The 25,477-nt window shown below is 41.8% G+C and carries 25 protein-coding genes and 2 other annotated features; all 25 genes read left to right on the plus strand.

Going from position 1 to position 25,477, the window contains the following annotated elements; genetic code table 11:
* Positions 1-2: 2 nt before the first annotated feature.
* The 25 genes from disA (at position 3) to fusA (ending at position 25,385) form a co-directional block, all read left to right on the plus strand.
* On the plus strand, positions 3-1,082 hold the full coding sequence (gene disA / locus LCD34_RS10960; RefSeq protein ID WP_007496267.1) for a DNA integrity scanning diadenylate cyclase DisA: 1,080 nt from the start codon (positions 3-5) through the stop codon (positions 1,080-1,082).
* Between the two features lie 153 nt (positions 1,083-1,235).
* Positions 1,236-2,336: a PIN/TRAM domain-containing protein gene (locus tag LCD34_RS10965; protein WP_113747794.1), complete on the plus strand. Its 1,101-nt coding sequence runs from the start codon at positions 1,236-1,238 to the stop codon at positions 2,334-2,336.
* Between the two features lie 13 nt (positions 2,337-2,349).
* A complete protein-coding gene (gene ispD / locus LCD34_RS10970) occupies positions 2,350-3,039 on the plus strand; it encodes a 2-C-methyl-D-erythritol 4-phosphate cytidylyltransferase (protein WP_008345432.1) in 690 nt (229 codons plus the stop codon).
* A 3-nt stretch (positions 3,040-3,042) separates the two neighbouring features.
* A complete protein-coding gene (ispF, locus tag LCD34_RS10975) occupies positions 3,043-3,519 on the plus strand; it encodes a 2-C-methyl-D-erythritol 2,4-cyclodiphosphate synthase (protein WP_007496273.1) in 477 nt (158 codons plus the stop codon).
* A 94-nt stretch (positions 3,520-3,613) separates the two neighbouring features.
* Complete coding sequence (gltX, locus tag LCD34_RS10980; protein WP_224558997.1) at positions 3,614-5,065, plus strand: glutamate--tRNA ligase; 1,452 nt, start codon at positions 3,614-3,616, stop codon at positions 5,063-5,065.
* Positions 5,066-5,295 (plus strand) — a binding site (T-box leader).
* A gap of 81 nt (positions 5,296-5,376) precedes the next feature.
* Positions 5,377-6,030, plus strand: coding sequence for a serine O-acetyltransferase (cysE, locus tag LCD34_RS10985; RefSeq protein WP_017366453.1), 654 nt, complete (start codon positions 5,377-5,379; stop codon positions 6,028-6,030).
* Positions 6,027-7,427, plus strand: coding sequence for a cysteine--tRNA ligase (gene cysS, locus LCD34_RS10990; protein ID WP_007496278.1), 1,401 nt, complete (start codon positions 6,027-6,029; stop codon positions 7,425-7,427). The genes cysE and cysS overlap by 4 nt, the downstream gene beginning before the upstream one ends.
* 3 nt (positions 7,428-7,430) lie before the next feature.
* Positions 7,431-7,862: a Mini-ribonuclease 3 gene (locus LCD34_RS10995; RefSeq protein WP_008345428.1), complete on the plus strand. Its 432-nt coding sequence runs from the start codon at positions 7,431-7,433 to the stop codon at positions 7,860-7,862.
* Positions 7,846-8,595 carry a 23S rRNA (guanosine(2251)-2'-O)-methyltransferase RlmB gene (gene rlmB / locus LCD34_RS11000; protein WP_017359163.1) on the plus strand — a complete coding sequence of 250 codons (750 nt, stop codon included), beginning with the start codon at positions 7,846-7,848 and terminating at the stop codon, positions 8,593-8,595. Before LCD34_RS10995 ends, rlmB begins: the two co-directional genes overlap by 17 nt.
* 2 nt (positions 8,596-8,597) lie before the next feature.
* Positions 8,598-9,110, plus strand: a complete 513-nt coding sequence (gene rae1 / locus LCD34_RS11005) for a ribosome-dependent mRNA decay endonuclease Rae1/YacP (RefSeq protein ID WP_007496285.1) — start codon at positions 8,598-8,600, stop codon at positions 9,108-9,110.
* Positions 9,111-9,173: 63 nt separating this feature from the next.
* A complete protein-coding gene (gene sigH, locus LCD34_RS11010) occupies positions 9,174-9,830 on the plus strand; it encodes an RNA polymerase sporulation sigma factor SigH (RefSeq protein ID WP_008345424.1) in 657 nt (218 codons plus the stop codon).
* Positions 9,831-9,906: 76 nt separating this feature from the next.
* Positions 9,907-10,056, plus strand: coding sequence for a 50S ribosomal protein L33 (rpmG, locus tag LCD34_RS11015; protein ID WP_008356502.1), 150 nt, complete (start codon positions 9,907-9,909; stop codon positions 10,054-10,056).
* A 34-nt stretch (positions 10,057-10,090) separates the two neighbouring features.
* Positions 10,091-10,267 (plus strand): preprotein translocase subunit SecE, encoded by a 177-nt coding sequence (gene secE / locus LCD34_RS11020; RefSeq protein ID WP_008345422.1) that lies wholly within the window; start codon positions 10,091-10,093, stop codon positions 10,265-10,267.
* A gap of 171 nt (positions 10,268-10,438) precedes the next feature.
* Positions 10,439-10,972, plus strand: a complete 534-nt coding sequence (gene nusG, locus LCD34_RS11025; RefSeq protein ID WP_003217197.1) for a transcription termination/antitermination protein NusG — start codon at positions 10,439-10,441, stop codon at positions 10,970-10,972.
* Between the two features lie 171 nt (positions 10,973-11,143).
* Positions 11,144-11,569: a 50S ribosomal protein L11 gene (gene rplK / locus LCD34_RS11030; RefSeq protein WP_003216956.1), complete on the plus strand. Its 426-nt coding sequence runs from the start codon at positions 11,144-11,146 to the stop codon at positions 11,567-11,569.
* A gap of 99 nt (positions 11,570-11,668) precedes the next feature.
* Complete coding sequence (gene rplA / locus LCD34_RS11035) at positions 11,669-12,367, plus strand: 50S ribosomal protein L1 (RefSeq protein WP_017359164.1); 699 nt, start codon at positions 11,669-11,671, stop codon at positions 12,365-12,367.
* A gap of 46 nt (positions 12,368-12,413) precedes the next feature.
* Positions 12,414-12,554 (plus strand) — a sequence feature (ribosomal protein L10 leader region).
* A gap of 69 nt (positions 12,555-12,623) precedes the next feature.
* Positions 12,624-13,124, plus strand: coding sequence for a 50S ribosomal protein L10 (rplJ, locus tag LCD34_RS11040; protein ID WP_007496293.1), 501 nt, complete (start codon positions 12,624-12,626; stop codon positions 13,122-13,124).
* Positions 13,125-13,166: 42 nt separating this feature from the next.
* A complete protein-coding gene (gene rplL, locus LCD34_RS11045) occupies positions 13,167-13,532 on the plus strand; it encodes a 50S ribosomal protein L7/L12 (RefSeq protein ID WP_008345418.1) in 366 nt (121 codons plus the stop codon).
* Positions 13,533-13,628: 96 nt separating this feature from the next.
* Positions 13,629-14,234: a class I SAM-dependent methyltransferase gene (locus LCD34_RS11050; protein WP_171464892.1), complete on the plus strand. Its 606-nt coding sequence runs from the start codon at positions 13,629-13,631 to the stop codon at positions 14,232-14,234.
* 255 nt (positions 14,235-14,489) lie between these two features.
* Positions 14,490-18,071: a DNA-directed RNA polymerase subunit beta gene (gene rpoB / locus LCD34_RS11055; protein ID WP_007496297.1), complete on the plus strand. Its 3,582-nt coding sequence runs from the start codon at positions 14,490-14,492 to the stop codon at positions 18,069-18,071.
* A 61-nt stretch (positions 18,072-18,132) separates the two neighbouring features.
* Positions 18,133-21,732, plus strand: a complete 3,600-nt coding sequence (gene rpoC, locus LCD34_RS11060) for a DNA-directed RNA polymerase subunit beta' (RefSeq protein WP_007496298.1) — start codon at positions 18,133-18,135, stop codon at positions 21,730-21,732.
* A gap of 146 nt (positions 21,733-21,878) precedes the next feature.
* The gene (locus LCD34_RS11065; RefSeq protein ID WP_008345416.1) at positions 21,879-22,127 is read left to right on the plus strand and encodes a 50S ribosomal protein L7ae-like protein; all 249 of its coding nucleotides are present in this window, start codon (positions 21,879-21,881) and stop codon (positions 22,125-22,127) included.
* 113 nt (positions 22,128-22,240) lie between these two features.
* The gene (gene rpsL / locus LCD34_RS11070; RefSeq protein ID WP_003216962.1) at positions 22,241-22,660 is read left to right on the plus strand and encodes a 30S ribosomal protein S12; all 420 of its coding nucleotides are present in this window, start codon (positions 22,241-22,243) and stop codon (positions 22,658-22,660) included.
* A gap of 121 nt (positions 22,661-22,781) precedes the next feature.
* Positions 22,782-23,252, plus strand: a complete 471-nt coding sequence (rpsG, locus tag LCD34_RS11075; RefSeq protein WP_003216884.1) for a 30S ribosomal protein S7 — start codon at positions 22,782-22,784, stop codon at positions 23,250-23,252.
* A 54-nt stretch (positions 23,253-23,306) separates the two neighbouring features.
* Entirely contained in the window at positions 23,307-25,385 is a 2,079-nt protein-coding gene (fusA, locus tag LCD34_RS11080) for an elongation factor G (protein WP_007496301.1), read from the plus strand.
* The last annotated feature ends 92 nt before the right edge of the window (positions 25,386-25,477 follow it).

Genomic DNA, 25,477 nt, shown 5'->3' on the forward strand with positions numbered 1-25,477 from the left:
AAATGGAAAAAGAGAAAAAAGGAGCGAGAGAAGTCGATCTCTTAGATATTGTCCAGTTTGTGGCACCGGGGACACCCCTGCGGGCAGGGATTGAAAACGTCCTAAGAGCCAATACTGGAGGGCTCATTGTTGTTGGTTATAACGATAAAGTGAAAAGTGTGGTAGATGGAGGATTTCATATTAATTCTGCATTCTCCCCAGCACATTTATATGAATTGGCGAAGATGGATGGGGCGATTATTTTAAGTGACTCTGGTCAAAAAATCTTGTATGCGAATACACAGCTCATGCCGGATGCAACCATTCATTCATCAGAAACAGGCATGAGACACCGAACGGCTGAACGTGTAGCAAAGCAGACAGGCTGCTTAATCATTGCCATTTCTGAACGTCGGAACGTGATTACCTTATACCAAGGGAATCGACGATATACGTTGAAAGATATTGGTTTTATTTTGACGAAGGCCAACCAAGCGATACAAACACTGGAGAAATATAAAACCATTTTAGATCATGCCATTTCTGCGTTAAGCGCCTTAGAATTTGAAGAGCTTGTGACCTTTGGTGATGTATTATCCGTGCTACATCGTTATGAAATGGTACTTAGAATCAAAAATGAGATCAATATGTATATCAAAGAGCTTGGGACAGAAGGACACTTGATCCGTCTGCAAGTCAATGAGCTGATTACAGATATGGAGCAGGAAGCGGCTTTATTTATTAAAGATTACGTGAAAGAAAAGATCAAAGATCCATATGTGCTGCTGAAACAGCTCCAAGATATGTCGAGCTTTGAACTTTTAGATGACTCAATTTTGTACAAGTTACTCGGCTATCCAGCATCTACAAATATTGACGAATATGTGTACACAAGAGGATACAGATTACTTCATAAAATTCCTAGATTGCCTATGCCGATCGTTGAAAACGTGGTCGAAGCATTTGGTGTGCTAGATCGAATTATGGAAGCAGATGTACAAGATTTGGATGAAGTAGAAGGAATTGGAGAAGTAAGAGCGAAAAAGATAAAAAAAGGATTAAAAAGACTGCAAGAAAAACATTATATCGACCGTCAGCTATAAAAAGAGAAATTTTTCTTAAATACGGTTAAAAATGGATGAATATGGGTATATTAATGATGGTTTTGTTTTCTGTTCATGATGATAGGAAACTTAAGCATATATCAATGTCAGATGAAGGTGGATTGACAGATGAAAAATAAAGGAGGTGAAGGTATGTTAAAAAGAATCGTTCAGGCGTTTTTAATCATTTTCGGTGCAGTTGTAGGGATTTTTATCATTCCAGAGTTATTTCTGCTGTTAAATGTGAAGGACATACCTTTCATAACAAATGCTTACTCTTCAGCACTAATAGGAGCCGCTGTGTTCTTTATCATTGGTAAATGGTGCACAGGCTATGTGGTTAATTGGGTGAAATGGATCGAGGATTCTCTATTGAAGGCGCCTCTTCCTGATCTTATATCTGGAAGTTTCGGTTTAGTATTTGGACTTATTCTAGCATATCTTATTGTAAACGTGATCCCGCTAAACAATATCCCATATCATATTTTTGGTACCATTATTCCGATTTTCCTGGCTTTCTTTTTAGGATACCTTGGATTTCAGGTAGGGTTTAAGAAGAAGGATGAAATGATGGGGCTGTTCTCCCGATCTGCAAAGGTCACAAAGAAAAAAGGAGCAGCTGATGATGAACCTGAAATAGAAGATAAAAAGCTGAAAATTTTAGACACAAGTGTTATCATTGATGGAAGAATCGCAGATATTTGTCAAACTGGATTCCTAGAAGGTGTGATGGTCATTCCTCAATTTGTACTCGAGGAATTACAACACATTGCAGACTCTTCTGATGTATTAAAGAGAAATAGAGGCCGAAGAGGTCTTGATATTTTAAATCGTATTCAAAAAGAACTGGATATTAAAGTTGAAATTTACGAAGGCGACTTCGAAGATATTCAAGAGGTTGACAGCAAGCTTGTGAAACTCGCTAAGTTAACTTCAGGTGTTGTTGTGACAAATGATTTTAATTTAAATAAAGTATGCGAACTTCAAAAAGTAGCAGTGTTAAACATCAATGATCTAGCCAATGCAGTCAAACCGGTTGTACTGCCTGGGGAAGAAATGAAAGTACAGGTCATCAAAGACGGGAAAGAGCATAACCAAGGTGTTGCTTACTTAGATGACGGTACGATGATTGTGGTCGAAGAAGGACGCAATTATATTGGAAAAGACATTGATGTGCTCGTCACGAGTGTGCTGCAAACTGCTGCTGGAAGAATGATTTTTGCGAAGCCAAAACTTCTGGAGAAGGCGCTCTAAAGGGAGAACGAACATGTATTATGAAGTAGTTATTCCGGCTGCGGGGCAGGGGAAGCGAATGAAGGCCGGCCGCAATAAACTTTTTATTGAATTGAAAAGAATGCCGGTCATCATCCACACACTGAAGGTGTTTGACGCTCATTCACAATGCAGACGCATGATCTTAGCGATCAATGAAGAAGAGCGTCGTGACTTTGAAAGGCTACTGAAGGTACACGCTTTTCAAACGCCTGTTTCACTTGTCACTGGCGGTGAAGAACGGCAGCAAAGTGTATACGAAGGATTGAAGGCTGTGCAAGATGCGGACATCGTGCTTGTTCATGATGGCGCAAGGCCTTTTATTAAGCATACACAGATTGACTTGCTCGTTAAAGCAGCGATTGAAAAAGGCTCCGCAGTCGTAGCGGTACCAGTGAAAGACACAATCAAACGCGTTCAAGAAGGTAAAGTGGAACAAACCATTGAACGTCAGAGCTTGTGGGCAGTCCAGACCCCACAAGCTTTTCGTCATTCTATTTTAAAAGAAGCGCATGAACATGCGGAGCGGACAGGCTTTCTTGGAACAGATGACGCCAGTCTTGTGGAACAATTACACGGTGAGAGTGTGTATATTGTCCAAGGAGACTATACCAATATTAAACTGACAACACCGGATGATTTATTGGTTGCCAAGGCAATTATGGATGCGGAAAGAGGGTACTAGAACATGTTTAGAATAGGACAAGGTTTTGATGTGCATCAATTAACAGAGGGAAGACCTCTTATTATTGGCGGTGTGACGATCCCTTATGAAAAGGGTCTACTTGGGCATTCAGATGCGGATGTACTGCTTCATACTGTGGCGGATGCCTGCCTAGGTGCGATTGCAGAAGGAGATATCGGCAGACATTTCCCAGACACGGATCCGGAGTTTAAAGATGCAGACTCTTTTAAATTACTTCAGCACGTGTGGGCGCTTGTAAAAGAAAAAGGCTATACACTGGTGAATATCGATTGCACCATCATGGCGCAAAAACCAAAGATGGCACCATACATTCAGCCAATGTGTGAGAAAATCGCAGAAGCTCTTGAAGCAGATGTCACACAGGTGAATGTCAAAGCAACAACGACAGAGAAACTTGGATTTACAGGAAGAGGCGAAGGAATTGCCTCTCAGGCGACAGTGCTTCTTCAGAAAAAGTAAAATCCGTTTTGATGAGAATGGGTTTTGATGATAAAATACGTTTATAAAAAATTGGTGTCAGACAACATGATGCAGATGAAAGGAAGTTAAACTCATGGGAAATGAAGTGCGTGTTCGTTATGCACCGAGTCCAACTGGTCATTTACATATTGGGAATGCTAGAACGGCTCTTTTCAACTATTTGTTCGCACGCAGCCAAGGCGGCAAATTTATTATTCGAATCGAGGATACGGATCAAAAGCGTAATGTAGAAGGTGGAGAAGAAAGCCAGCTTCGTCATTTGCAGTGGCTCGGGATTGATTGGGACGAGAGCATTGATAAAGATGGCGGCTACGGTCCTTACAGACAATCAGAGCGTAATGATATTTACAAAAAATATTATGACGAGCTGCTAGAGAAAGACTTGGCGTATAAGTGCTATTGTACGGCTGAAGAACTAGAAGAAGAGCGTGAAGCACAAATTGCCCGCAGTGAAATGCCTCGATACTCTGGTAAATGCAGTCATTTATCAAAAGAAGAAGAGGACAAGCTGATTGCTGAAGGAAGAGAGCCAAGCATCCGCTTCCGAGTGCCTAAAGGAGAAATCATCAAATTTGACGATATGGTCAAAGGCGAGATTTCATTTGAAACAGACGGCATCGGTGACTTTGTTATTGTGAAGAAAGATGGTACGCCAACGTATAACTTCGCTGTAGCGGTGGATGATCATTTGATGAAAATGACTCACATTCTTCGTGGTGAGGATCACATTTCGAATACACCTAAACAAATTATGGTCTTCAATGCATTTGGCTGGGATGTTCCGCTGTTCGGACATATGACGCTGATTGTAAACGAGAACCGCAAGAAATTAAGCAAGCGTGATGAATCAATTATCCAGTTCATCGAACAGTATAAGAACTTGGGCTATTTACCAGAAGCTTTGTTTAACTTCATTGCACTACTTGGGTGGTCTCCAGTTGGCGAAGAGGAACTATTTACAAAAGAGCAGTTCATCGATATTTTCGATGTCAATCGACTTTCTAAGTCACCAGCTCTATTTGATATGCATAAACTAAAATGGGTCAATAACCAATACGTGAAAGCACTTGATCTTGATCAAGTTGTGGCACTTACACTTCCACATCTTCAAAAGGCAGGCAAGGTAAGCGAGCAGCTGACAGACGAAGAAAACACGTGGGTGCGCAAACTCATTTCTCTATACCACGAGCAATTGAGCTACGGAGCAGAAATTGTTGAGTTAACAGAGTTGTTCTTTAAGGAACAAATTGAGTATAATCAAGAGGCAAAGGAAGTTCTTGCAGAAGAGCAAGTACCAGAAGTGATGGCTTCGTTTGCAGGTCAGCTTGAACGTCTTGAGTCTTTCACACCTGATGAAATCAAGGCTGCCATTAAAGCTGTGCAAAAAGAAACAGGGCATAAAGGTAAGAAACTATTCATGCCAATTCGTGTGGCTGTCACTGGACAAACGCATGGCCCAGAGCTTCCGCAAAGTATTGAACTACTAGGTTTAGAGACGGTATTAAACCGCATTAAACAAATATAAGGAAAATCGTTGCGAGGGAGAAGTACAATGTTTTCGCCTATCACAGAAAGAGTCTTCACCGGCTGAAAGAGACTTATGGGCAGACGTTGGAAATGCACCCTCAAGACCCTTGAGGAACACGTATGTTAGTATGCAAGGGCGGTACCCTCCGTTATGGGATGAAGTTGAGAAGGCTGCGAAATGAGGGCTTTCTAAACAGAGTGGAACCGCGTTTTCAAAACGTCTCTGTCATATGGCAGAGGCGTTTTTTATTTGTCCAAAAAAGAGAGCAAGTCCTAAGAGAGATTGATGGGGAAGAACGGGGGGAGCATGTGTTTTTCAAAATGCTGAAAGAAGATATTGATACTGTGTTTGATCAAGATCCTGCTGCTAGAAGCTATCTTGAAGTAGTGCTAACCTATTCAGGGCTTCATGCGATTTGGGCTCATCGTGTTGCGCATGCATTTTACAAGCGTAAGCTGTATTTTCTTGCGCGGATCATTTCTCAGGTCAGCCGGTTTTTCACAGGGGTTGAGATTCACCCAGCAGCAACCATCGGCCGGCGGTTCTTTATTGATCACGGCATGGGCGTCGTGATTGGGGAAACATGTGAAATTGGCGATAACGTCACTGTTTTCCAAGGCGTGACATTAGGGGGAACAGGGAAAGAAAAGGGAAAGCGGCATCCAACTATTTTGGACGATGCGCTGATTGCGACTGGTGCTAAGGTGCTCGGTTCTATTACCGTAGGAAAAGGGTCCAAGATTGGTGCGGGGTCTGTTGTGTTAAAAGACGTACCAGACCATTCCACTGTTGTAGGTATACCTGGGCGAGTGGTCGTTCAAAATGGAAAGAAAATCAATCGTGATCTCAATCATCAAGATTTGCCAGATCCCGTTTCTGATCGTTTCAAAGAATTGGAGCGAGAAATGGAAAAGCTAAAACGTGAGCTGGCTTCATTGAGCAGAAAGGAAGAACAATCATGACAATCAATATTTATAATACATTGACACGTAAGAAAGAAGAGTTTGTCCCACTTGAACCAGGAAAGGTGAAAATGTATGTATGCGGACCAACCGTGTATAACTACATTCATATCGGGAATGCAAGACCGGCCATTGTATATGACACGGTACGTAAGTATTTAGAATATAGCGGCTATGATGTGAATTTCGTATCCAACTTTACTGATGTGGATGATAAACTCATCAAAGCAGCAAATGAATTAGGCGAAGATGTCCCAACGATTGCTGATCGATTTATCCAAGCATACTTTGAGGACGTCAGTGCATTAGGCTGCAAAAAAGCAGACCTTCACCCGCGAGTGACAGAAAATATGGATGATATCATTGCGTTTATCGCCACATTGATTGAAAAAGGCTACGCCTATGAAGCAGATGGTGACGTGTATTACAGCACACGTTCATTTGAAGGCTACGGAAAACTGTCTCACCAATCGATTGATGAATTAAAGACAGGTGCCCGTATTCGTGTAGGTGAAAAGAAAAGGGATGCACTCGATTTTGCATTATGGAAGGCCGCAAAGGATCAGGAGATTTCTTGGGATAGCCCGTGGGGCGAAGGACGTCCAGGCTGGCACATCGAGTGCTCTGCGATGGTCAAAAAATATTTAGGCGATACGATTGACATTCATGCTGGCGGACAGGATTTAACGTTCCCTCATCACGAGAATGAGATCGCTCAATCTGAGGCTTTGACAGGAAAACCTTTTGCGAAGTATTGGATGCATAACGGGTATATTAATATTGAGAATGAAAAAATGTCAAAATCACTTGGGAACTTTGTGCTCGTACATGACATTATTAAAGAACAAGATCCAGATGTGCTTCGTTTCTTTATGCTGTCGGTTCACTATCGTCATCCAATCAATTACTCCATTGACTTATTGGAAAGTACAAAGAGTGCATTTAACAGACTCAAAACATCTTATTCAAATCTACATCATCGCCTTGAGAGCAGTACCAATTTAACAGAGGATAACACGGAATGGCTGACAAAGATTGAAGAGCAGCGAGCGACATTTATTTCTGAAATGAATGATGACTTCAATACGGCAAATGCCATCTCTGTTTTATTTGAACTAGCGAAACAAGCGAATTACTATATGGAAAATGATCATACTTCCGAGGAAGTGATCAAGGCATTTATTGGCTTGTTCCAAGAAATCACATCCGTCCTCGGCTTCTCACTAGCAGAAAAGCACACGCTTGACGAAGAGGTAGAAGCATTAATTGAGAAGCGGAATGAAGCTAGAAGGAATCGTGACTTCGCATTGTCTGATCAAATTCGTGACCAGTTAAAGAGCATGAATATTGTATTGGAGGACACTCCTCAAGGTACGCGCTGGAAAAGAGGAGAATAGGTCATGTTGAATTTTGAAAAGCTGAAAGACGGAAAACAGTTGAACGGACTTGCGCTTGCTTATATGGGTGATGCCATTTTTGAAGTATACGTGAGGCATCACCTCCTCCAAACGGGGGCGACCAAACCAAATGAGCTTCATAAACGTGCAAGTAAGATCGTTTCAGCTAAATCTCAGGCCGCTATTTTATTTGAGCTTCAGCAGAAGGGCTTTTTCACAGAAGCGGAAGAAGCGGTGCTGAAAAGAGGAAGAAATGCAAAATCAGGCACAGTGCCTAAAAACACAGACGTTCAAACGTATCGTTATAGTACAGCGTTTGAAGCGCTCATGGGTTATTTATTTATTGAGAAGCAGGACGAACGCTTAGAAGAGTTGATTAGTCAGGCGATTGAAATCGGAACGTCAGGGAGGAAGACAAATGAGTCAGCAACATGATTATGTGATTGGGAAAAATGCAGTGATTGAAACACTGAAGTCAGATCGGGAGTTATACAAGCTCTGGATGGCAGAAAACACTGTAAAAGGACAAGCCCAACAGGTCATTGAACTCGCGAAAAAGCAAAATATCACCATTCAGTATGTTCCGAGGAAAAAGCTTGATCAGATGGTAACAGGTCAGCACCAGGGAATCGTTGCACAAGTAGCAGCATATGAATATGCAGAATTGGACGATCTGTATCAAATTGCTGAAAAGCGGAATGAACAACCATTTTTCATCATCTTAGATGAAATTGAAGATCCGCACAATTTAGGGTCGATCATGCGTACGGCCGATGCTGTTGGGGCACATGGAATCGTCATTCCAAAACGACGAGCGGTAGGCTTGACGACAACTGTTGCGAAAGCATCTACTGGAGCCATTGAACATATCCCGGTCGCAAAAGTAACCAATCTTTCCAGAGCTCTTGATGAAATGAAGGAAAGAGGAATCTGGGTGGCAGGGACAGATGCATCTGCGAAGCAGGACTACAGACAATTTGACGGCACGATGCCTCTCGCTCTTGTCATCGGCAGTGAAGGAAAAGGAATTGGCCGATTGATTAAGGAAAAATGTGATTTCTTGATTAAATTGCCAATGGCCGGGAAGGTCACTTCATTAAATGCATCAGTTGCCGCTAGTCTATTGATGTATGAAGTGTATCGAAAACGTTATCCGTTAGGAGAATAGAGATGGACATCCTCTTAGTCGATGGATACAACATGATAGGTGCATGGCCTCGTTTGCAGCACTTAAAAGAAAACAGCTTTGAAGAAGCCAGAGACGTGCTGATTCAACATTTAGCAGAATATCAAGCATATACAGGGTATCGAGTCATTGTCGTATTCGATGCCCATATGGTCAAAGGAATCGAAAAGAAGCGGACAAACCACCGAGTAGAGGTCATCTTTACAAGAGAAAATGAAACGGCTGATGAGCGGATTGAAAAACTGGCACAAGACTTGAATAACATTCGGACGCAAATTCATGTGGCGACCTCTGATTATACAGAACAATGGGCAATTTTTGGACAGGGTGCACTTCGTAAGTCAGCACGAGAGCTCTTAAGAGAGATAGAAGTGATTGAACGAAAGATTGAAACACGTGTCAAAAAGATTACTTCTGATAAACCAGCATCCAAAATTGAATTGTCAGAAGATGTATTGAAAACGTTTGAAAAATGGCGGCGGGGAAACTTGGAATAGCTTGACGATATTTCAACCATTATTGTATAATATTTCTATCTAGGTGCGGTCGGGGGGATCGAAGTGAATCTAAACAACAGCAAGGGTAAGTCCATCAGAGAGCAATTTTGCCAGTTGGAAGATGAACAAGTCATTGAAAGGGTTCATGTCGGAGATAGTGATGCGCTAGATTATTTAATAACGAAATACCGCAATTTTGTACGTGCGAAAGCAAGATCTTATTTCTTGATTGGAGCGGATCGAGAGGACATTGTCCAAGAGGGGATGATCGGACTTTATAAGTCTATCCGCGATTTCAGAGAGGACAAGCTTACTTCATTTAAGGCTTTTGCAGAATTATGTATTACCCGCCAAATTATCACCGCAATTAAAACAGCTACTCGCCAAAAACATATCCCGTTAAATTCCTATGTATCATTAGACAAGCCGATATACGATGAAGAATCGGACAGAACATTATTGGACGTCATTTCCGGTGCTAAAGCGCTTAACCCAGAAGATTTAATCATTAGCAAAGAAGAATTTGATGATATTGAAATGAAAATGGGTGAATTACTAAGCGAGCTGGAAAGAAAGGTACTTGTGCTTTATCTTGATGGTAGGTCCTATCAGGAGATTTCTGAAGATTTAAACCGTCATGTGAAATCAATTGATAACGCACTCCAAAGAGTAAAGAGAAAATTAGAGAAATATTTAGAGCTGCGCGAGATCAGTCTCTAATCAAACCTATATTGACAGCTTTTTCGACACTGTGATAAGGTACTAAGGAAATGATGTCGAGAAAATAGGTGTAAATATGAGGAAAAAGATTACTCTAGCCTGTAAAGACTGCGGAAGCCGCAATTATACGACAATGAAAAGTGTTGCTTCAGCAGCTGAAAGATTAGAAGTTAAGAAATATTGCAAGACTTGTAATTCACATAAAACACATTTAGAAACGAAGTAGGATTTGCGTTCTTTAATCTGTGGAGGTCTTTTACATGCGTATTATCAGTTTCTTAAAAAGTGTCGGGAAAGAAATGAAAAAGGTCAGCTGGCCAAAGAAAAACGAAATGGTCCGCTACACGATCACTGTTATTTTAACAGTCGTATTTTTTGCCATCTTTTTCTCTTTTCTTGATATAGGAATCTCACAATTAATCGAATTAATTCATTAATACTTGAATAATGGTCTGCTGAACGTGCTATAATAGATCATAATATGACTTGCCAAAAAACCCGTTTTACGGGTTTTTTCAATTGCTTGAAAATATTTACCGGTACTCGAGATTCGTCAAATAGACATTACGAAATGTGGGGAGGGAAGGACTAAATAGTCCTGAACGAAAATGGAAAAGAATTGGTATGTTGTGCATACGTACTCTGGCTATGAAAACAAAGTGAAAGCAAACTTGGAAAAGCGTGTTGAATCAATGGGCATGCAGGATAAAATTTTCCGCGTTGTTGTACCAGAAGAAGAAGAAACGGACATTAAAAACGGTAAGAAAAAAGTAGTGAAAAAGAAAGTATTCCCTGGATATGTGCTAGTAGAAATCGTCATGACTGACGATTCTTGGTATGTCGTTCGTAATACACCAGGTGTGACAGGATTCGTTGGATCAGCTGGATCAGGCTCTAAGCCGACAGCGTTATTACCTGGCGAAGCGGAAACCATTCTGAAGAGAATGGGACTTGAAGAGCGCAAGACAGAAATCGACTTTGAACTAAAAGAAACAGTCAAGGTCATCGATGGACCATTTGCTAACTTCACAGGCTCTATCGAAGAGATTGATTATGATAAAAGCAAAGTCAAAGTATTCGTTAATATGTTTGGTAGAGAAACTCCTGTGGAACTTGAGTTCACACAGATCGATAAATTGTAATTTAAAAGAGCTTGAAATGAGTGTATAGAAGTGGTAATATAGCAAAGGTACGTCTTGAGTTCGCTCAAGATCGCTAGCTAGTTATTTCGTCATTCATATAAAGAATGAAGTTGTTGAGTGGGAGGGGGATTCCCCTATTACCACATCACGGACTTTAAGGAGGTGTGTCTCGTGGCTAAAAAAGTAGTTAAAGTTGTTAAATTGCAAATTCCTGCTGGAAAAGCTAACCCAGCTCCACCAGTTGGACCTGCACTAGGTCAAGCCGGTGTTAATATCATGGGATTCTGTAAGGAGTTTAACGCTCGTACAGCTGACCAAGCTGGTCTTATCATTCCTGTTGAAATTTCGGTTTTTGAAGACCGTTCATTTACATTTATTACTAAAACTCCACCTGCTGCAGTTTTACTTAAAAAAGCAGCTGGTATTGAGTCTGGTTCTGGTGAACCTAACCGTAATAAAGTGGCAACTGTTAAGCGTGATAAAGTACGCGAAATCGCGGAAACAAAAATGCCTGACTTAAACGCTGCTAGCGTTGAATCAGCTATGCGCATGGTTGAAGGTACTGCACGCAGTATGGGTATTGTCATCGAAGATTAATTTTTTGTCTTGTTGGGTTGCGAGTTTGGTTTTGACAAGTTCGCAACCCTTATTCGTGGGAGGTTATTCCGCTAAAACCACATAAGGAGGATTTTTATAATGGCTAAAAAAGGTAAAAAGTATGTAGAAGCTGCTAAGCTGATCGATCGTACAAAAGCGTATGATGTTGCTGAAGCTGTTTCTCTTACAAAAAAAGCAAATACAGCGAAATTTGATGCGACTGTAGAAGTTGCTTTTCGTTTGGGCGTAGACCCTCGTAAAAACGATCAACAAATCCGCGGTGCAGTTGTACTTCCTAACGGAACTGGTAAAACTCAACGCGTTCTTGTGTTCGCTAAAGGCGAAAAAGCAAAAGAAGCAGAAGCTGCTGGAGCAGACTACGTTGGAGATTCTGATTACATCACTAAAATCCAACAAGGCTGGTTCGAATTCGATGTAATCGTTGCGACACCTGACATGATGGGTGAAGTTGGTAAGATCGGTCGTGTACTTGGACCAAAAGGTCTTATGCCAAACCCTAAAACAGGAACTGTAACTTTCGAAGTAGAAAAAGCAATCAATGAAATCAAAGCTGGTAAAGTAGAATACCGCGTTGATAAAGCTGGTAACATCCACGCGCCAATCGGAAAGGTTTCTTTCGAGGACGAAAAGCTTGTTGAGAACTTTGCAACAATCTATGACACAATCCTTAAAGCAAAACCTGCAGCGGCTAAAGGTGTATACGTGAAAAACGTTTCTGTTACATCTACTATGGGCCCTGGCGTGAAAGTGGATCCATCTTCTTTCTCTGCAAAATAATTCTTGACTTGTCACAACCGTTTTGATAATATCAAAATGTTGTAAAATAGAATAATCATTTATACCGTAGACAGCAGGGGCCTTATGGCTTAATTAACCCGCCGAGGTGTATATGTCACAGTCTTACGTTAACGTATGCTTGTATATACAGCCTCCATGTCTTAATGGAGGCTTTTTATATGGAGAACCGTTCGTTAGGAACGTGATGGCCTGATCGGTATAAGTGTTACACAAAGAATGTACAGGAGGTGTAACCATGAGCAATGCAATCGATACTAAAAAAGTTGTCGTTGATGAAATTACTTCTAAATTTAAAGACAGTTTGTCTACTGTAATTGTAGATTACCGCGGTCTTTCAGTTTCTGAAGTGACTGAACTTCGTAAACAGCTTCGTGATGCTGGCGTAGAATTCAAAGTTTACAAAAACACTTTGACTCGCCGTGCAGTTGAACAAGTTGAACTAACGGGTTTAAACGATTTCTTAACAGGTCCAAACGCTATCGCATTCAGTAACGAAGATGTTATCGCACCTGCGAAAATCATCAACGAATTTGCGAAAAGCCACGAAGCTTTAGAAATCAAAGCTGGTGTTATCGAAGGAAACGTAGCGACTGTAGAAGAAGTGAAGGCTCTTGCGGAACTTCCGTCTCGCGAAGGCTTACTATCTATGTTGCTTAGCGTTCTTCAAGCTCCAGTTCGTAACCTTGCTCTTGCTACTAAAGCAGTTGCAGATCAAAAAGAAGAACAAGGCGCTTAATGCGTACTTGACGTAAAAAACTTAAAAATGGAGGAATTACAAATGGCTTTAAATATCGAAGAAATCATTGCTTCAGTTAAAGAAGCAACTGTACTTGAGTTAAACGACTTAGTAAAAGCAATCGAAGAAGAATTTGGCGTAACTGCTGCTGCTCCTGTAGCTGTAGCTGCTGGTGGCGGTGCTGCTGCTGAAGAAAAAACTGATTTTGATCTAGTACTTGCTGGTGCTGGAGACCAAAAAATCAAAGTTATCAAAGTGGTTCGTGAAATCACTGGTCTTGGCTTGAAAGAAGCTAAAGAACTTGTTGACAACACTCCAAAACCACTTAAAGAAGGTATTGCTAAAGAAGAAGCTGAAGAACTTAAAGCTAAGCTTGAAGAAGTTGGCGCTTCTGTAGAAGTTAAGTAATCTTCGCCTAATCTTTTGGGAAAGCTCGCTTTTACTGGCGGGCTTTTTCTTTTCTAATCTCCTGAAACGATTGAATCCAGAGGAGGTCCATTCACCATGAGTGACCACTATTATACGGAAAAGCCATCAGTGAAAAGCAATAAACAGACATGGGACTTCACCTTGAGAAACCGTAGCTTTACTTTTACAAGTGACAGTGGAGTGTTTTCTAAGAAAGAAGTCGACTATGGTTCAAGGCTTTTAATTGAAGCTTTTGAAGAACCTGACTTGGATGGCGACGTCTTAGATGTCGGTTGCGGTTATGGACCGATCGGCTTATCGTTAGCAAACGAAATGACAGGCCGCACCATTCATATGATTGATGTGAACGAAAGAGCAGTCGAACTTTCAAAGGAAAACGCTAAGCATAATCGCATTGATAATGTCCGCATCTATCAAAGTGATTTGTTCTCGAATGTTCATTCATCAGCTGCTTTTGCCACTATACTGACCAATCCCCCAATACGGGCAGGGAAGAAAGTAGTACATGCGATCTTTGAAAAAAGTGCTGATCATTTATTGCCGGAAGGTGAGTTGTGGGTGGTCATTCAGAAAAAACAAGGTGGACCATCTGCGATTGAGAAATTAGAGCAACTTTTTGGAGAAGTGACGGTCGTTATGAAAAAAAAGGGCTACTATATTATCAAAGCTAAAAAAGTTTGACGCAGTTTCCTAGCTGTGTTAACATTATAAAATGCCAATGTGTATATTTTGCTTGATAGGCTTAAAAAACAACTATTTTGTATAAATTATGCATACTTGGGAAAACTAATAAAATCGGTATTTGTTTTTGGATGTGGTTTTCTTATTTTAGAAACCCTTTTTTCTTTTGTCTTGTAAAAGTATTTCTTTACTGACATTTGAAAGACAGAAATACTTTTTACACATATAATACGCATGATTTGAGGGGTGAATCAGTTGACAGGTCAACTAGTTCAGTATGGACGACACCGCCAGCGCAGAAGCTACGCACGCATAAGCGAAGTGTTAGAATTACCAAATCTCATTGAAATTCAAACCTCTTCTTATCAGTGGTTTCTTGATGAGGGTCTTAGAGAGATGTTTCAAGATATATCCCCAATTGAGGATTTTACTGGTAACCTTTCTCTTGAATTCATTGATTACAGCCTAGGGGATCCTAAGTATCCTGTAGCAGAATCAAAAGAACGTGATGTAACTTACTCTGCTCCACTAAGAGTAAAAGTTCGTTTAATTAACAAAGAAACTGGAGAAGTAAAAGACCAAGATGTGTTTATGGGTGATTTCCCAATCATGACAGACACAGGTACTTTTATCATTAATGGTGCGGAACGTGTAATCGTTTCTCAGTTAGTACGTTCTCCAAGTGTATATTTCAGTGGTAAAGTAGACAAAAACGGTAAAAAAGGTTTTACTGCGACTGTCATTCCAAACCGTGGCGCATGGTTAGAATACGAAACTGATGCGAAGGATGTAGTCTATGTACGCATCGATCGCACACGTAAGTTGCCGGTTACGGTTCTTTTGCGTGCTCTCGGCTTCAGCTCTGATCAAGAGATACTTGACCTCATTGGCGAGAATGAATACTTACGCAACACGTTGGAAAAAGACAATACAGAGAATGCTGATAAAGCACTTCTCGAAATCTACGAGCGTCTTCGTCCCGGAGAGCCGCCAACTGTTGAAAATGCGAAAAGCTTGCTAGACTCTCGCTTCTTTGATCCGAAGAGATATGACTTAGCAAATGTTGGACGCTACAAGATTAATAAGAAGCTTCATATTAAAAATAGACTATTCAATCAAAAATTGGCTGAAACGCTAGTTGATCCTGAAACAGGTGAAATCCTAGCAGAAAAAGGTCAAATTTTAGATAGAAGAGTGCTTGATAAAGTTCTTCCATACTTAGAAAACGGCATCGGATTTAGAAAGCTTTATCCAAACGGTGGCGTAGTAGAGGATGAAGTAGAACTTCAATCTATCAAGATTTATGCACCAACTGATCAAGAAGGCGAGCAAGTGATCAACGTGATTGGTAATGCATATGTAGAGGAAGCTGTGAAGAACATCACGCCTTCTGACATCATTGCTTCAATCAGTTACTTCTTTAACCTACTTCATGGAGTAGGCGACACAGATGATATCGATCACCTTGGTAACCGTCGTCTGCGTTCTGTAGGTGAACTTCTGCAAAATCAATTCCGTATTGGTTTAAGCAGAATGGAGCGTGTTGTTCGTGAAAGAATGTCGATTCAAGACACGAACACGATCACACCTCAGCAGCTGATCAACATCCGTCCTGTGATCGCTTCTATCAAAGAGTTCTTTGGTAGCTCTCAGCTTTCTCAGTTCATGGATCAAACAAACCCGCTTGCTGAATTGACACACAAACGTCGTCTATCAGCGCTTGGACCGGGTGGTTTGACACGTGAGCGTGCAGGAATGGAAGTTCGTGACGTTCACTATTCTCACTATGGTCGTATGTGTCCGATTGAAACACCAGAGGGTCCAAACATTGGTTTGATCAACTCTCTATCTTCATTTGCGAAAGTGAATCGCTTCGGATTTATCGAAACACCTTACCGTCGGGTTGATCCTGAAACAGGTAAAGTGACGCCGAGAATCGATTACTTAACGGCTGATGAAGAGGATAATTACGTAGTAGCACAAGCGAACGCTATATTAGGTGAAGATGGTTCGTTTATTGATGATAATATCATTGCTCGTTTCAGAGGGGAAAACACCGTTGTTCCTCGAAACCGCGTTGACTACATGGACGTTTCGCCGAAGCAGGTTGTTTCTGCAGCGACAGCATGTATCCCATTCTTAGAAAACGATGACTCTAACCGTGCTCTAATGGGAGCAAACATGCAACGTCAGGCTGTGCCTTTGATGCAGCCGGAATCACCGATTGTTGGTACAGGTATGGAGTATGTATCAGGTAAAGACTCTGGTGCTGCTGTGATCTGCCGTTACCCAGGTGTTGTAGAACGTGTTGAAGCGAAAAATATTTGGGTTCGCCGTTATGAAGACGTTGACGGACAACAAGTCAAAGGAAACCTAGACAAATACAGCTTGCTGAAATTTGTCCGCTCTAACCAAGGGACTTGCTACAACCAGCGCCCAATTGTAAGTGTTGGAGATGAAGTCGTCAAAGGAGAAATCCTTGCAGACGGTCCTTCTATGGAAAAAGGTGAATTGGCTCTAGGACGTAACGTCATGGTCGGCTTCATGACTTGGGACGGTTACAACTATGAGGATGCGATCATTATGAGTGAGCGCCTTGTAAAAGATGACGTCTACACTTCTATTCATATTGAAGAATATGAATCAGAAGCTCGTGATACAAAGCTTGGACCAGAAGAAATTACGCGTGATATTCCAAACGTTGGGGAAGATGCTTTACGCAACCTTGACGAGCGTGGAATCATCCGTATTGGTGCAGAAGTAAAAGACGGAGATCTTCTTGTTGGGAAAGTAACGCCTAAAGGTGTAACAGAACTAACAGCTGAAGAACGTCTATTACATGCAATCTTCGGTGAAAAGGCTCGTGAAGTACGTGATACGTCTCTACGTGTACCACACGGCGGCGGCGGAATCATCCACGATGTCAAAGTCTTTAACCGTGAAGATGGAGATGAATTACCACCAGGTGTTAACCAGTTAGTCCGTGTATACATCGTTCAGAAGCGTAAAATTTCTGAAGGTGACAAAATGGCCGGACGACATGGTAACAAAGGTGTTATCTCTAAGATCCTTCCAGAAGAAGATATGCCGTATCTTCCAGATGGAACACCGATTGATATCATGTTAAACCCTCTAGGGGTACCATCTCGTATGAATATCGGTCAGGTACTTGAGCTTCATATGGGTATGGCTGCACGTTACCTAGGCATCCACATTGCGTCACCAGTATTTGATGGTGCTCGTGAGGAAGATGTTTGGGAAACGCTTGAAGAAGCAGGTATGTCCCGTGATGCGAAAACAGTCCTTTATGACGGTCGAACTGGTGAACCATTCGACAACCGTGTATCTGTTGGAATCATGTATATGATCAAACTGGCTCACATGGTTGACGATAAACTTCACGCACGTTCAACTGGACCATACTCACTTGTTACGCAGCAGCCACTGGGCGGTAAAGCACAGTTTGGTGGACAGCGTTTCGGAGAGATGGAAGTATGGGCACTTGAAGCTTACGGTGCAGCATATACACTTCAAGAAATCTTAACTGTAAAATCGGATGACGTTGTGGGTCGTGTGAAAACATACGAAGCGATCGTCAAAGGGGATAACGTACCTGAACCAGGTGTCCCTGAATCATTCAAAGTATTAATTAAAGAACTTCAAAGTTTAGGTATGGATGTGAAAATCCTATCTGGCGATGAAGAAGAGATAGAAATGAGAGATTTAGAAGACGATGAGGAAACGAAGAAAGCAGACGGATTAGCGTTATCTAATGACGAAGATGCTGCAGACCTCGCACCTGTCGATCTTGAACGTGACGCAGTCACAAAAGAATAGCAGAAACGATTAGAGCAAGTGACTAGGGTATAACCCGAAGATTAAAAGGGAGGTAGGCCCCTTGCTAGATGTGAACAATTTTGAGTATATGAACATCGGTCTCGCATCACCTGATAAAATCCGTTCTTGGTCTTTTGGTGAAGTGAAAAAGCCTGAAACGATTAACTATCGTACACTGAAACCGGAAAAAGATGGTCTCTTTTGTGAACGTATCTTCGGACCGCAAAAAGACTGGGAATGTCATTGTGGAAAGTATAAACGCGTTCGTTATAAGGGTGTTGTATGTGACCGTTGTGGTGTAGAAGTAACACGGGCAAAAGTCCGTCGTGAGAGAATGGGGCATATCGAACTGGCTGCCCCAGTTTCCCACATTTGGTATTTCAAAGGTATCCCAAGCCGTATGGGTCTTGTTCTAGATATGTCACCACGTGCGTTAGAAGAAGTGATTTACTTCGCTTCTTACGTCGTGACTGATCCGGGCAACACACCGCTTGAGAAGAAACAACTTCTTTCTGAGAAAGAATTCCGTGCTTATTTAGATAAATACGGTAACACCTTCCAAGCAGCTATGGGTGCAGAAGCAATTAACAAACTTCTTCAAGATATCGATCTTGTGAAAGAAGTAGATACACTCAAAGAAGAGCTAAAAACAGCTCAAGGACAGCGTCGTACACGTGCGATCAAACGCCTTGAAGTGTTGGAAGCTTTCCGTAACTCAGGAAACAAACCGTCTTGGATGATCCTTGATGTACTTCCGGTTATTCCACCAGAATTACGTCCAATGGTTCAGCTTGATGGCGGACGTTTTGCTACTTCTGACTTGAACGACCTTTATCGTCGTGTCATCAACCGTAACAATCGTCTGAAACGTTTATTAGATCTTGGCGCGCCAAGCATCATCGTTCAGAACGAGAAGCGTATGCTTCAAGAAGCTGTCGATGCCTTGATTGATAATGGACGTAGAGGCCGACCAGTAACAGGACCAGGAAATAGACCATTGAAATCTCTTTCTCACATGCTGAAAGGGAAACAAGGGCGTTTCCGTCAAAACTTGCTTGGTAAACGTGTTGACTATTCTGGACGTTCCGTTATCGTCGTTGGACCACATTTGAAAATGTATCAGTGTGGACTTCCGAAAGAAATGGCTCTTGAACTATTCAAACCATTCGTGATGAAGGAGCTTGTTGAAAAAGGATTAGCTCACAACATTAAGAGCGCGAAACGTAAGATTGAGCGCGTGCAGCCGGAAGTTTGGGATGTTTTAGAATCAGTGATTCGTGAGCATCCAGTCTTACTAAACCGTGCACCAACTCTTCACAGGCTTGGTATTCAAGCGTTTGAACCTACACTTGTGGAAGGACGCGCAATTCGTCTGCATCCACTTGTATGTACTGCCTACAACGCTGACTTTGATGGTGACCAAATGGCGGTTCACGTACCATTATCTGCTGAAGCTCAAGCTGAAGCTCGTATCTTAATGCTTGCTGCTCAAAACATTTTGAACCCGAAAGATGGAAAACCTGTTGTTACGCCATCTCAGGATATGGTGCTAGGTAACTACTACCTTACACTTGAGCGTAAAGGTGCTATCGGAGAAGGTATGGTCTTCAAAGATACGAACGAAGCCCTTCTAGCTTATCAAAATGGGTATGTGCATCTTCATACACGTGTAGCTGTTGCAGCTAACTCGTTGAAGAATGTGACATTCACTGATGAACAGCGTTCTAAATTGTTGATTACAACAGTTGGAAAACTAATCTTTAACGAAATCTTACCGGAATCATTCCCATACATGAATGAACCGACAAAGAGCAATATTGAAGAAAAAACGCCTGACCGCTTCTTCCTTGAAAAAGGTGAAGATGTCAAAGCTGCGATCGAGAAACAAGAAATCAATGCGCCGTTCAAAAAAGGTATTTTAGGTAAAATCATTGCGGAAATCTTTAAGAGATTCCATATCACTGAGACATCTAAAATGCTTGACCGCATGAAAAATCTTGGTTTCAAATACTCTACTAAAGCGGGTATTACGGTTGGGGTGTCTGATATCGTTGTATTAGATGATAAACAGAAGATCCTTGAAGAAGCGCAAGCAAAAGTAGATAACGTCATGAAGCAATTCAGACGTGGTTTGATTACTGAAGAAGAGCGTTACGAGAGAGTCATTTCGATCTGGAGTTCTTCTAAAGATGTCATCCAAGGTAAACTGATGAAGTCCCTTGATGAAGTCAACCCTATCTACATGATGAGTGACTCTGGAGCGCGTGGTAACGCATCTAACTTCACTCAGCTGGCTGGTATGCGTGGTCTGATGGCCAACCCGGCTGGACGTATCATTGAACTTCCGATTAAATCTAGTTTCCGTGAAGGTTTAACCGTATTGGAATACTTTATTTCCACTCACGGAGCGCGTAAAGGTCTTGCCGATACAGCTCTTAAAACAGCTGACTCAGGTTACCTCACGCGTCGTCTCGTTGACGTTGCACAGGATGTTATCATCCGTGAAACAGATTGCGGTACAGACCGTGGAATCTTGGCGAAGTCCATTAAAGAAGGAAATGAAATTATTGAGAAACTTGAAGAACGTCTGATCGGACGTTTTGCAAGAAAACCAATTGTTCATCCTGAAACGGGCGAAGTCATTGTTGGCGAAAACGAACTAATTGATGAAGATAAAGCACTTGAAGTAGTTGAAGCAGGAATCGAGGAAGTATGGATCCGTTCTGCATTTACATGTAACACGCCTCATGGTGTATGTAAACGATGCTACGGCCGTAACCTTGCAACTGGTACTGACGTTGAAGTCGGTGAAGCAGTTGGAATCATCGCTGCACAATCGATCGGTGAGCCAGGAACACAGCTTACAATGCGTACGTTCCACACCGGTGGGGTAGCAGGAGACGATATCACTCAAGGTTTACCTCGTATCCAAGAGTTATTTGAAGCGCGTAATCCGAAAGGGCAGGCAACCATTTCTGAAATTGATGGTGTCGTTGCTGAAATTAACGATGTTCGTGACAAGCAACAGGAAATTGTGGTTCAAGGCGAAGTTGAAACTCGCTCTTACACAGCTCCTTACAATGCACGTCTGAAAGTTGTTGAAGGTGACAAAGTCACTCGTGGTCAAGTACTGACAGAAGGTTCAATCGATCCGAAAGAACTTCTTAAAGTGACTGATATGACAGCTGTTCAAGAATATCTGCTTCATGAAGTACAAAAAGTATACCGTATGCAAGGGGTAGAAATCGGAGATAAGCACGTAGAAGTAATGGTTCGCCAAATGCTTCGTAAAGTGCGTGTCGCTGATGCAGGGGATACAGATGTATTACCAGGCACACTTCTTGACGTACACCAATTCACAGAAGCGAACAAAAAAGTACTATTCGAAGGCAAACGTCCTGCAACAGGCCGTCCAGTTCTTCTTGGTATTACAAAAGCATCGCTTGAAACAGACTCGTTCTTGTCTGCAGCATCCTTCCAAGAAACGACTCGTGTCCTAACAGATGCGGCGATCAAAGGAAAACGTGATGAACTGCTTGGCTTGAAAGAGAATGTCATCATCGGTAAACTTGTTCCTGCTGGAACTGGAATGCCAAACTACCGTAAAGTTAAGCCGGTTTCACAAGTGCAGCCGTCTGACGATATGGTTCCTGTAGAGTAATCTTTCTCTTAAGATTTCTATAAAAATCATCAGAAAATGGTGAAGGATGTCAAGATAATCTGTCAAACGATATTGACATCCTTCTGCCATGATGATAATATAACCAAGGTGCTCAAAATAAAACCTGTTACTTTGGAGGATATTCGATGTCTTATGATAAAGTATCACAGGCTCAATCCATTATTATTGGTACGAAGCAAACAGTAAAAGCTCTGAAACGAGATTCAGTGAAGGAAATTGTCGTAGCGAAAGATGCTGATCCTGCTTTAACCGCTAGTGTAATGAAACTAGCGCAAGAGAAGGGTGTAGACATTTTAGTGGTAGATTCCATGAAAAAGCTCGGCAAGGCCTGCGGAATTGAAGTTGGGGCAGCAGCTGTTGCCATTATGTTATAGCGTACTTGTTTTGTTTTTGCATGCTTAAAATGCAAAAGCATTGTTTTTTGCCTTTTGATGAACCACCTGGGTATGTGGGTTATAAAAAAAGTAATGAAGGGAGGAATAACAACATGCCTACAATTAATCAGCTAATACGCAAAGGACGCGTGAGTAAAGTTGAAAACTCAAAGTCTCCTGCACTTAACAAAGGATACAACAGTTTCAAAAAAGAGCACACTAACGTAACATCTCCACAGAAGCGCGGGGTTTGTACTCGTGTCGGTACAATGACACCGAAAAAACCAAACTCAGCACTACGTAAATATGCTCGTGTACGTTTGTCTAACCTGATTGAGGTAACAGCTTACATTCCTGGTATCGGACATAACCTACAAGAGCACAGTGTAGTACTTATCCGTGGCGGACGTGTAAAAGACTTACCGGGTGTACGTTACCACATCGTTCGTGGTGCGCTTGATACTGCCGGAGTTGACGGTCGTATGCAAGGACGTTCTAAATACGGAACAAAACGCCCTAAACAAAGCAAATAATATAAACAAACATAAGGGTTTTTAGAAGTTGAGTTCAGATCAGTGGAGTCAGGCAGCTGACAATGAAATTGAGATGAAAGACAGATAGAAATCCTTTTAAAAGAGAAGGGAGGCTATTCAGATGCCACGTAAAGGTCCTGTAGCAAAAAGAGACGTTTTGCCAGATCCAATTTACAATTCTAAACTTGTATCTCGTTTGATCAACAAAATGATGATCGACGGTAAAAGAGGAAAGTCACAAACTATTCTCTACAAGTCATTTGATATTATCAAAGAACGTACTGGTAATGAAGCGATGGAGGTTTTCGAACAAGCCTTGAAAAACATCATGCCAGTTCTTGAAGTTAAAGCACGTCGTGTAGGTGGAGCTAACTACCAAGTTCCTGTAGAAGTTCGCCCAGATCGTCGTACGACTTTAGGTCTTCGCTGGTTAGTAAACTACGCTCGTCTTCGTGGAGAAAAAACGATGGAAGAGCGTCTTGCTAACGAAATCCTTGACGCAGCTAACAACACTGGTGCTGCTGTTAAGAAACGTGAAGATACACACAAAATGGCAGAAGCGAACAAAGCATTCGCTCACTACCGCTGGTAGGATTTATACCAAACTAAAAAAACTATTCCCTAATAAGGAAGGAGAAATTACCCAATGGCAAGAGAGTTCTCCTTAGACAAAACTCGTAATATTGGTATCATGGCTCACATCGATGCCGGTAAAACGACAACGACTGAGCGTATCTTGTACTACACTGGTCGTATCCATAAAATTGGTGAAACTCACGAAGGAGCTTCACAAATGGACTGGATGGAGCAGGAGCAAGAACGTGGTATTACAATCACTTCTGCTGCTACTACAGCACAATGGAAAGGTTACCGTGTAAACATCATTGATACACCAGGACACGTAGACTTCACTGTTGAAGTTGAACGTTCTTTGCGTGTACTTGATGGTGCGGTTGCTGTTCTTGATGCACAATCAGGTGTAGAGCCTCAAACTGAAACAGTTTGGCGCCAAGCAACAACTTACGGAGTACCTCGTATCGTATTCGTTAACAAAATGGATAAAACCGGTGCGGACTTCCTTTACTCTGTAAGCACATTAAGAGATCGTCTTCAAGCGAACGCTCATGCAATTCAATTGCCGATCGGCGCTGAAGATCAATTCGAAGGAATCATCGACCTTGTAGAAAACGTAGCATACTTCTACGAAGATGACCTTGGAACTCGCTCTGATGCACAAGAAATCCCTGCTGAGTATAAAGACAAAGCTGAAGAGCTTCGCAGCAGCTTGATTGAAGCTGTCGCTGAGCTTGATGAAGAGCTTATGGAAAAATACCTTGAGGGTGAAGAAATCACAATTCCTGAATTGAAAGCTGCAATCCGTAAAGGAACTTTGAATGTTGAATTCTACCCAGTTCTTGTTGGATCTGCTTTCAAAAACAAAGGTGTTCAGCTTGTACTTGACGCTGTGCTTGACTACCTTCCTGCACCAACTGATGTTGCTGCAATCAAAGGTACATTGCCAGATACAAATGAAGAGGTTGTACGTGAGTCTACTGATGACGCACCATTCGCAGCTCTTGCATTTAAAGTTATGACTGACCCTTATGTTGGGAAACTAACTTTCTTCCGCGTATACTCTGGAACACTTGATTCTGGTTCTTACGTGAAGAACTCTTCTAAGAACAAGCGTGAGCGTGTTGGACGTATCCTTCAAATGCACGCAAACAGCCGTGAAGAAATCTCTACTGTATATGCAGGGGATATCGCAGCAGCTGTTGGTCTTAAAGATACATCTACTGGTGATACTCTTTGTGACGAGAAAAATCTTGTTATCCTTGAGTCTATGGAATTCCCAGAGCCAGTTATCGATGTAGCAATCGAGCCTAAATCTAAGGCTGACCAAGATAAAATGGGTATCGCTTTAGCTAAACTAGCTGAAGAGGATCCAACATTCCGTACACAAACAAACACTGAAACTGGTCAAACGATCATCTCTGGTATGGGTGAGCTTCACCTTGATATCATTGTTGACCGTATGAAGCGTGAGTTCAAGGTTGAAGCTAACGTAGGAGCTCCTCAAGTTGCGTACCGTGAAACATTCCGTTCTAGTGCAAAAGTTGAAGGTAAATTCGTACGTCAGTCTGGTGGACGCGGTCAGTTCGGACACGTTTGGATCGAATTCGAACCAAACGAAGAAGGCGCAGGCTTCGAATTCACAAATGCAATCGTCGGTGGGGTTGTTCCACGTGAATACATTCCAGCAATTCAAGCAGGTCTTGAAGATTCACTAGAAAATGGTGTATTAGCTGGATTCCCATTAATCGACATCAAAGCAAAATTATTCGATGGATCTTACCACGATGTTGACTCTAACGAAATGGCGTTTAAAATTGCTGCATCTATGGCATTGAAAAATGCTGTCAGCAAATGTAACCCAGTTCTACTTGAGCCAATGATGAAAGTAGAAGTCGTTATCCCAGAAGAATACATGGGAGACATCATGGGTGATATCACATCTCGTCGTGGACGTGTAGAAGGTATGGAAGCTCGCGGTAACGCTCAAGTTGTTCGCGCTATGGTTCCACTTTCTGAAATGTTCGGATATGCAACTGCACTCCGTTCTAACACACAAGGACGCGGTACTTTCACTATGCACATGGATCACTACGAAGAAGTGCCTAAGAGCATCAGTGAAGAAATCATCAAAAAAAATAAAGGTGAATAATTGATTTTGCCTTTAAACTAAAGTATAACTACTATTGAAGATCAGAAAGTGAGAGGTAACTCTTCACTTTCTATCACTCATACCAAATACAA

It is taken from the genome of Bacillus sp. RAR_M1_44, assembly GCF_020165935.1.
In the GTDB taxonomy this organism is placed as follows: domain Bacteria; phylum Bacillota; class Bacilli; order Bacillales; family Bacillaceae; genus Bacillus; species Bacillus altitudinis.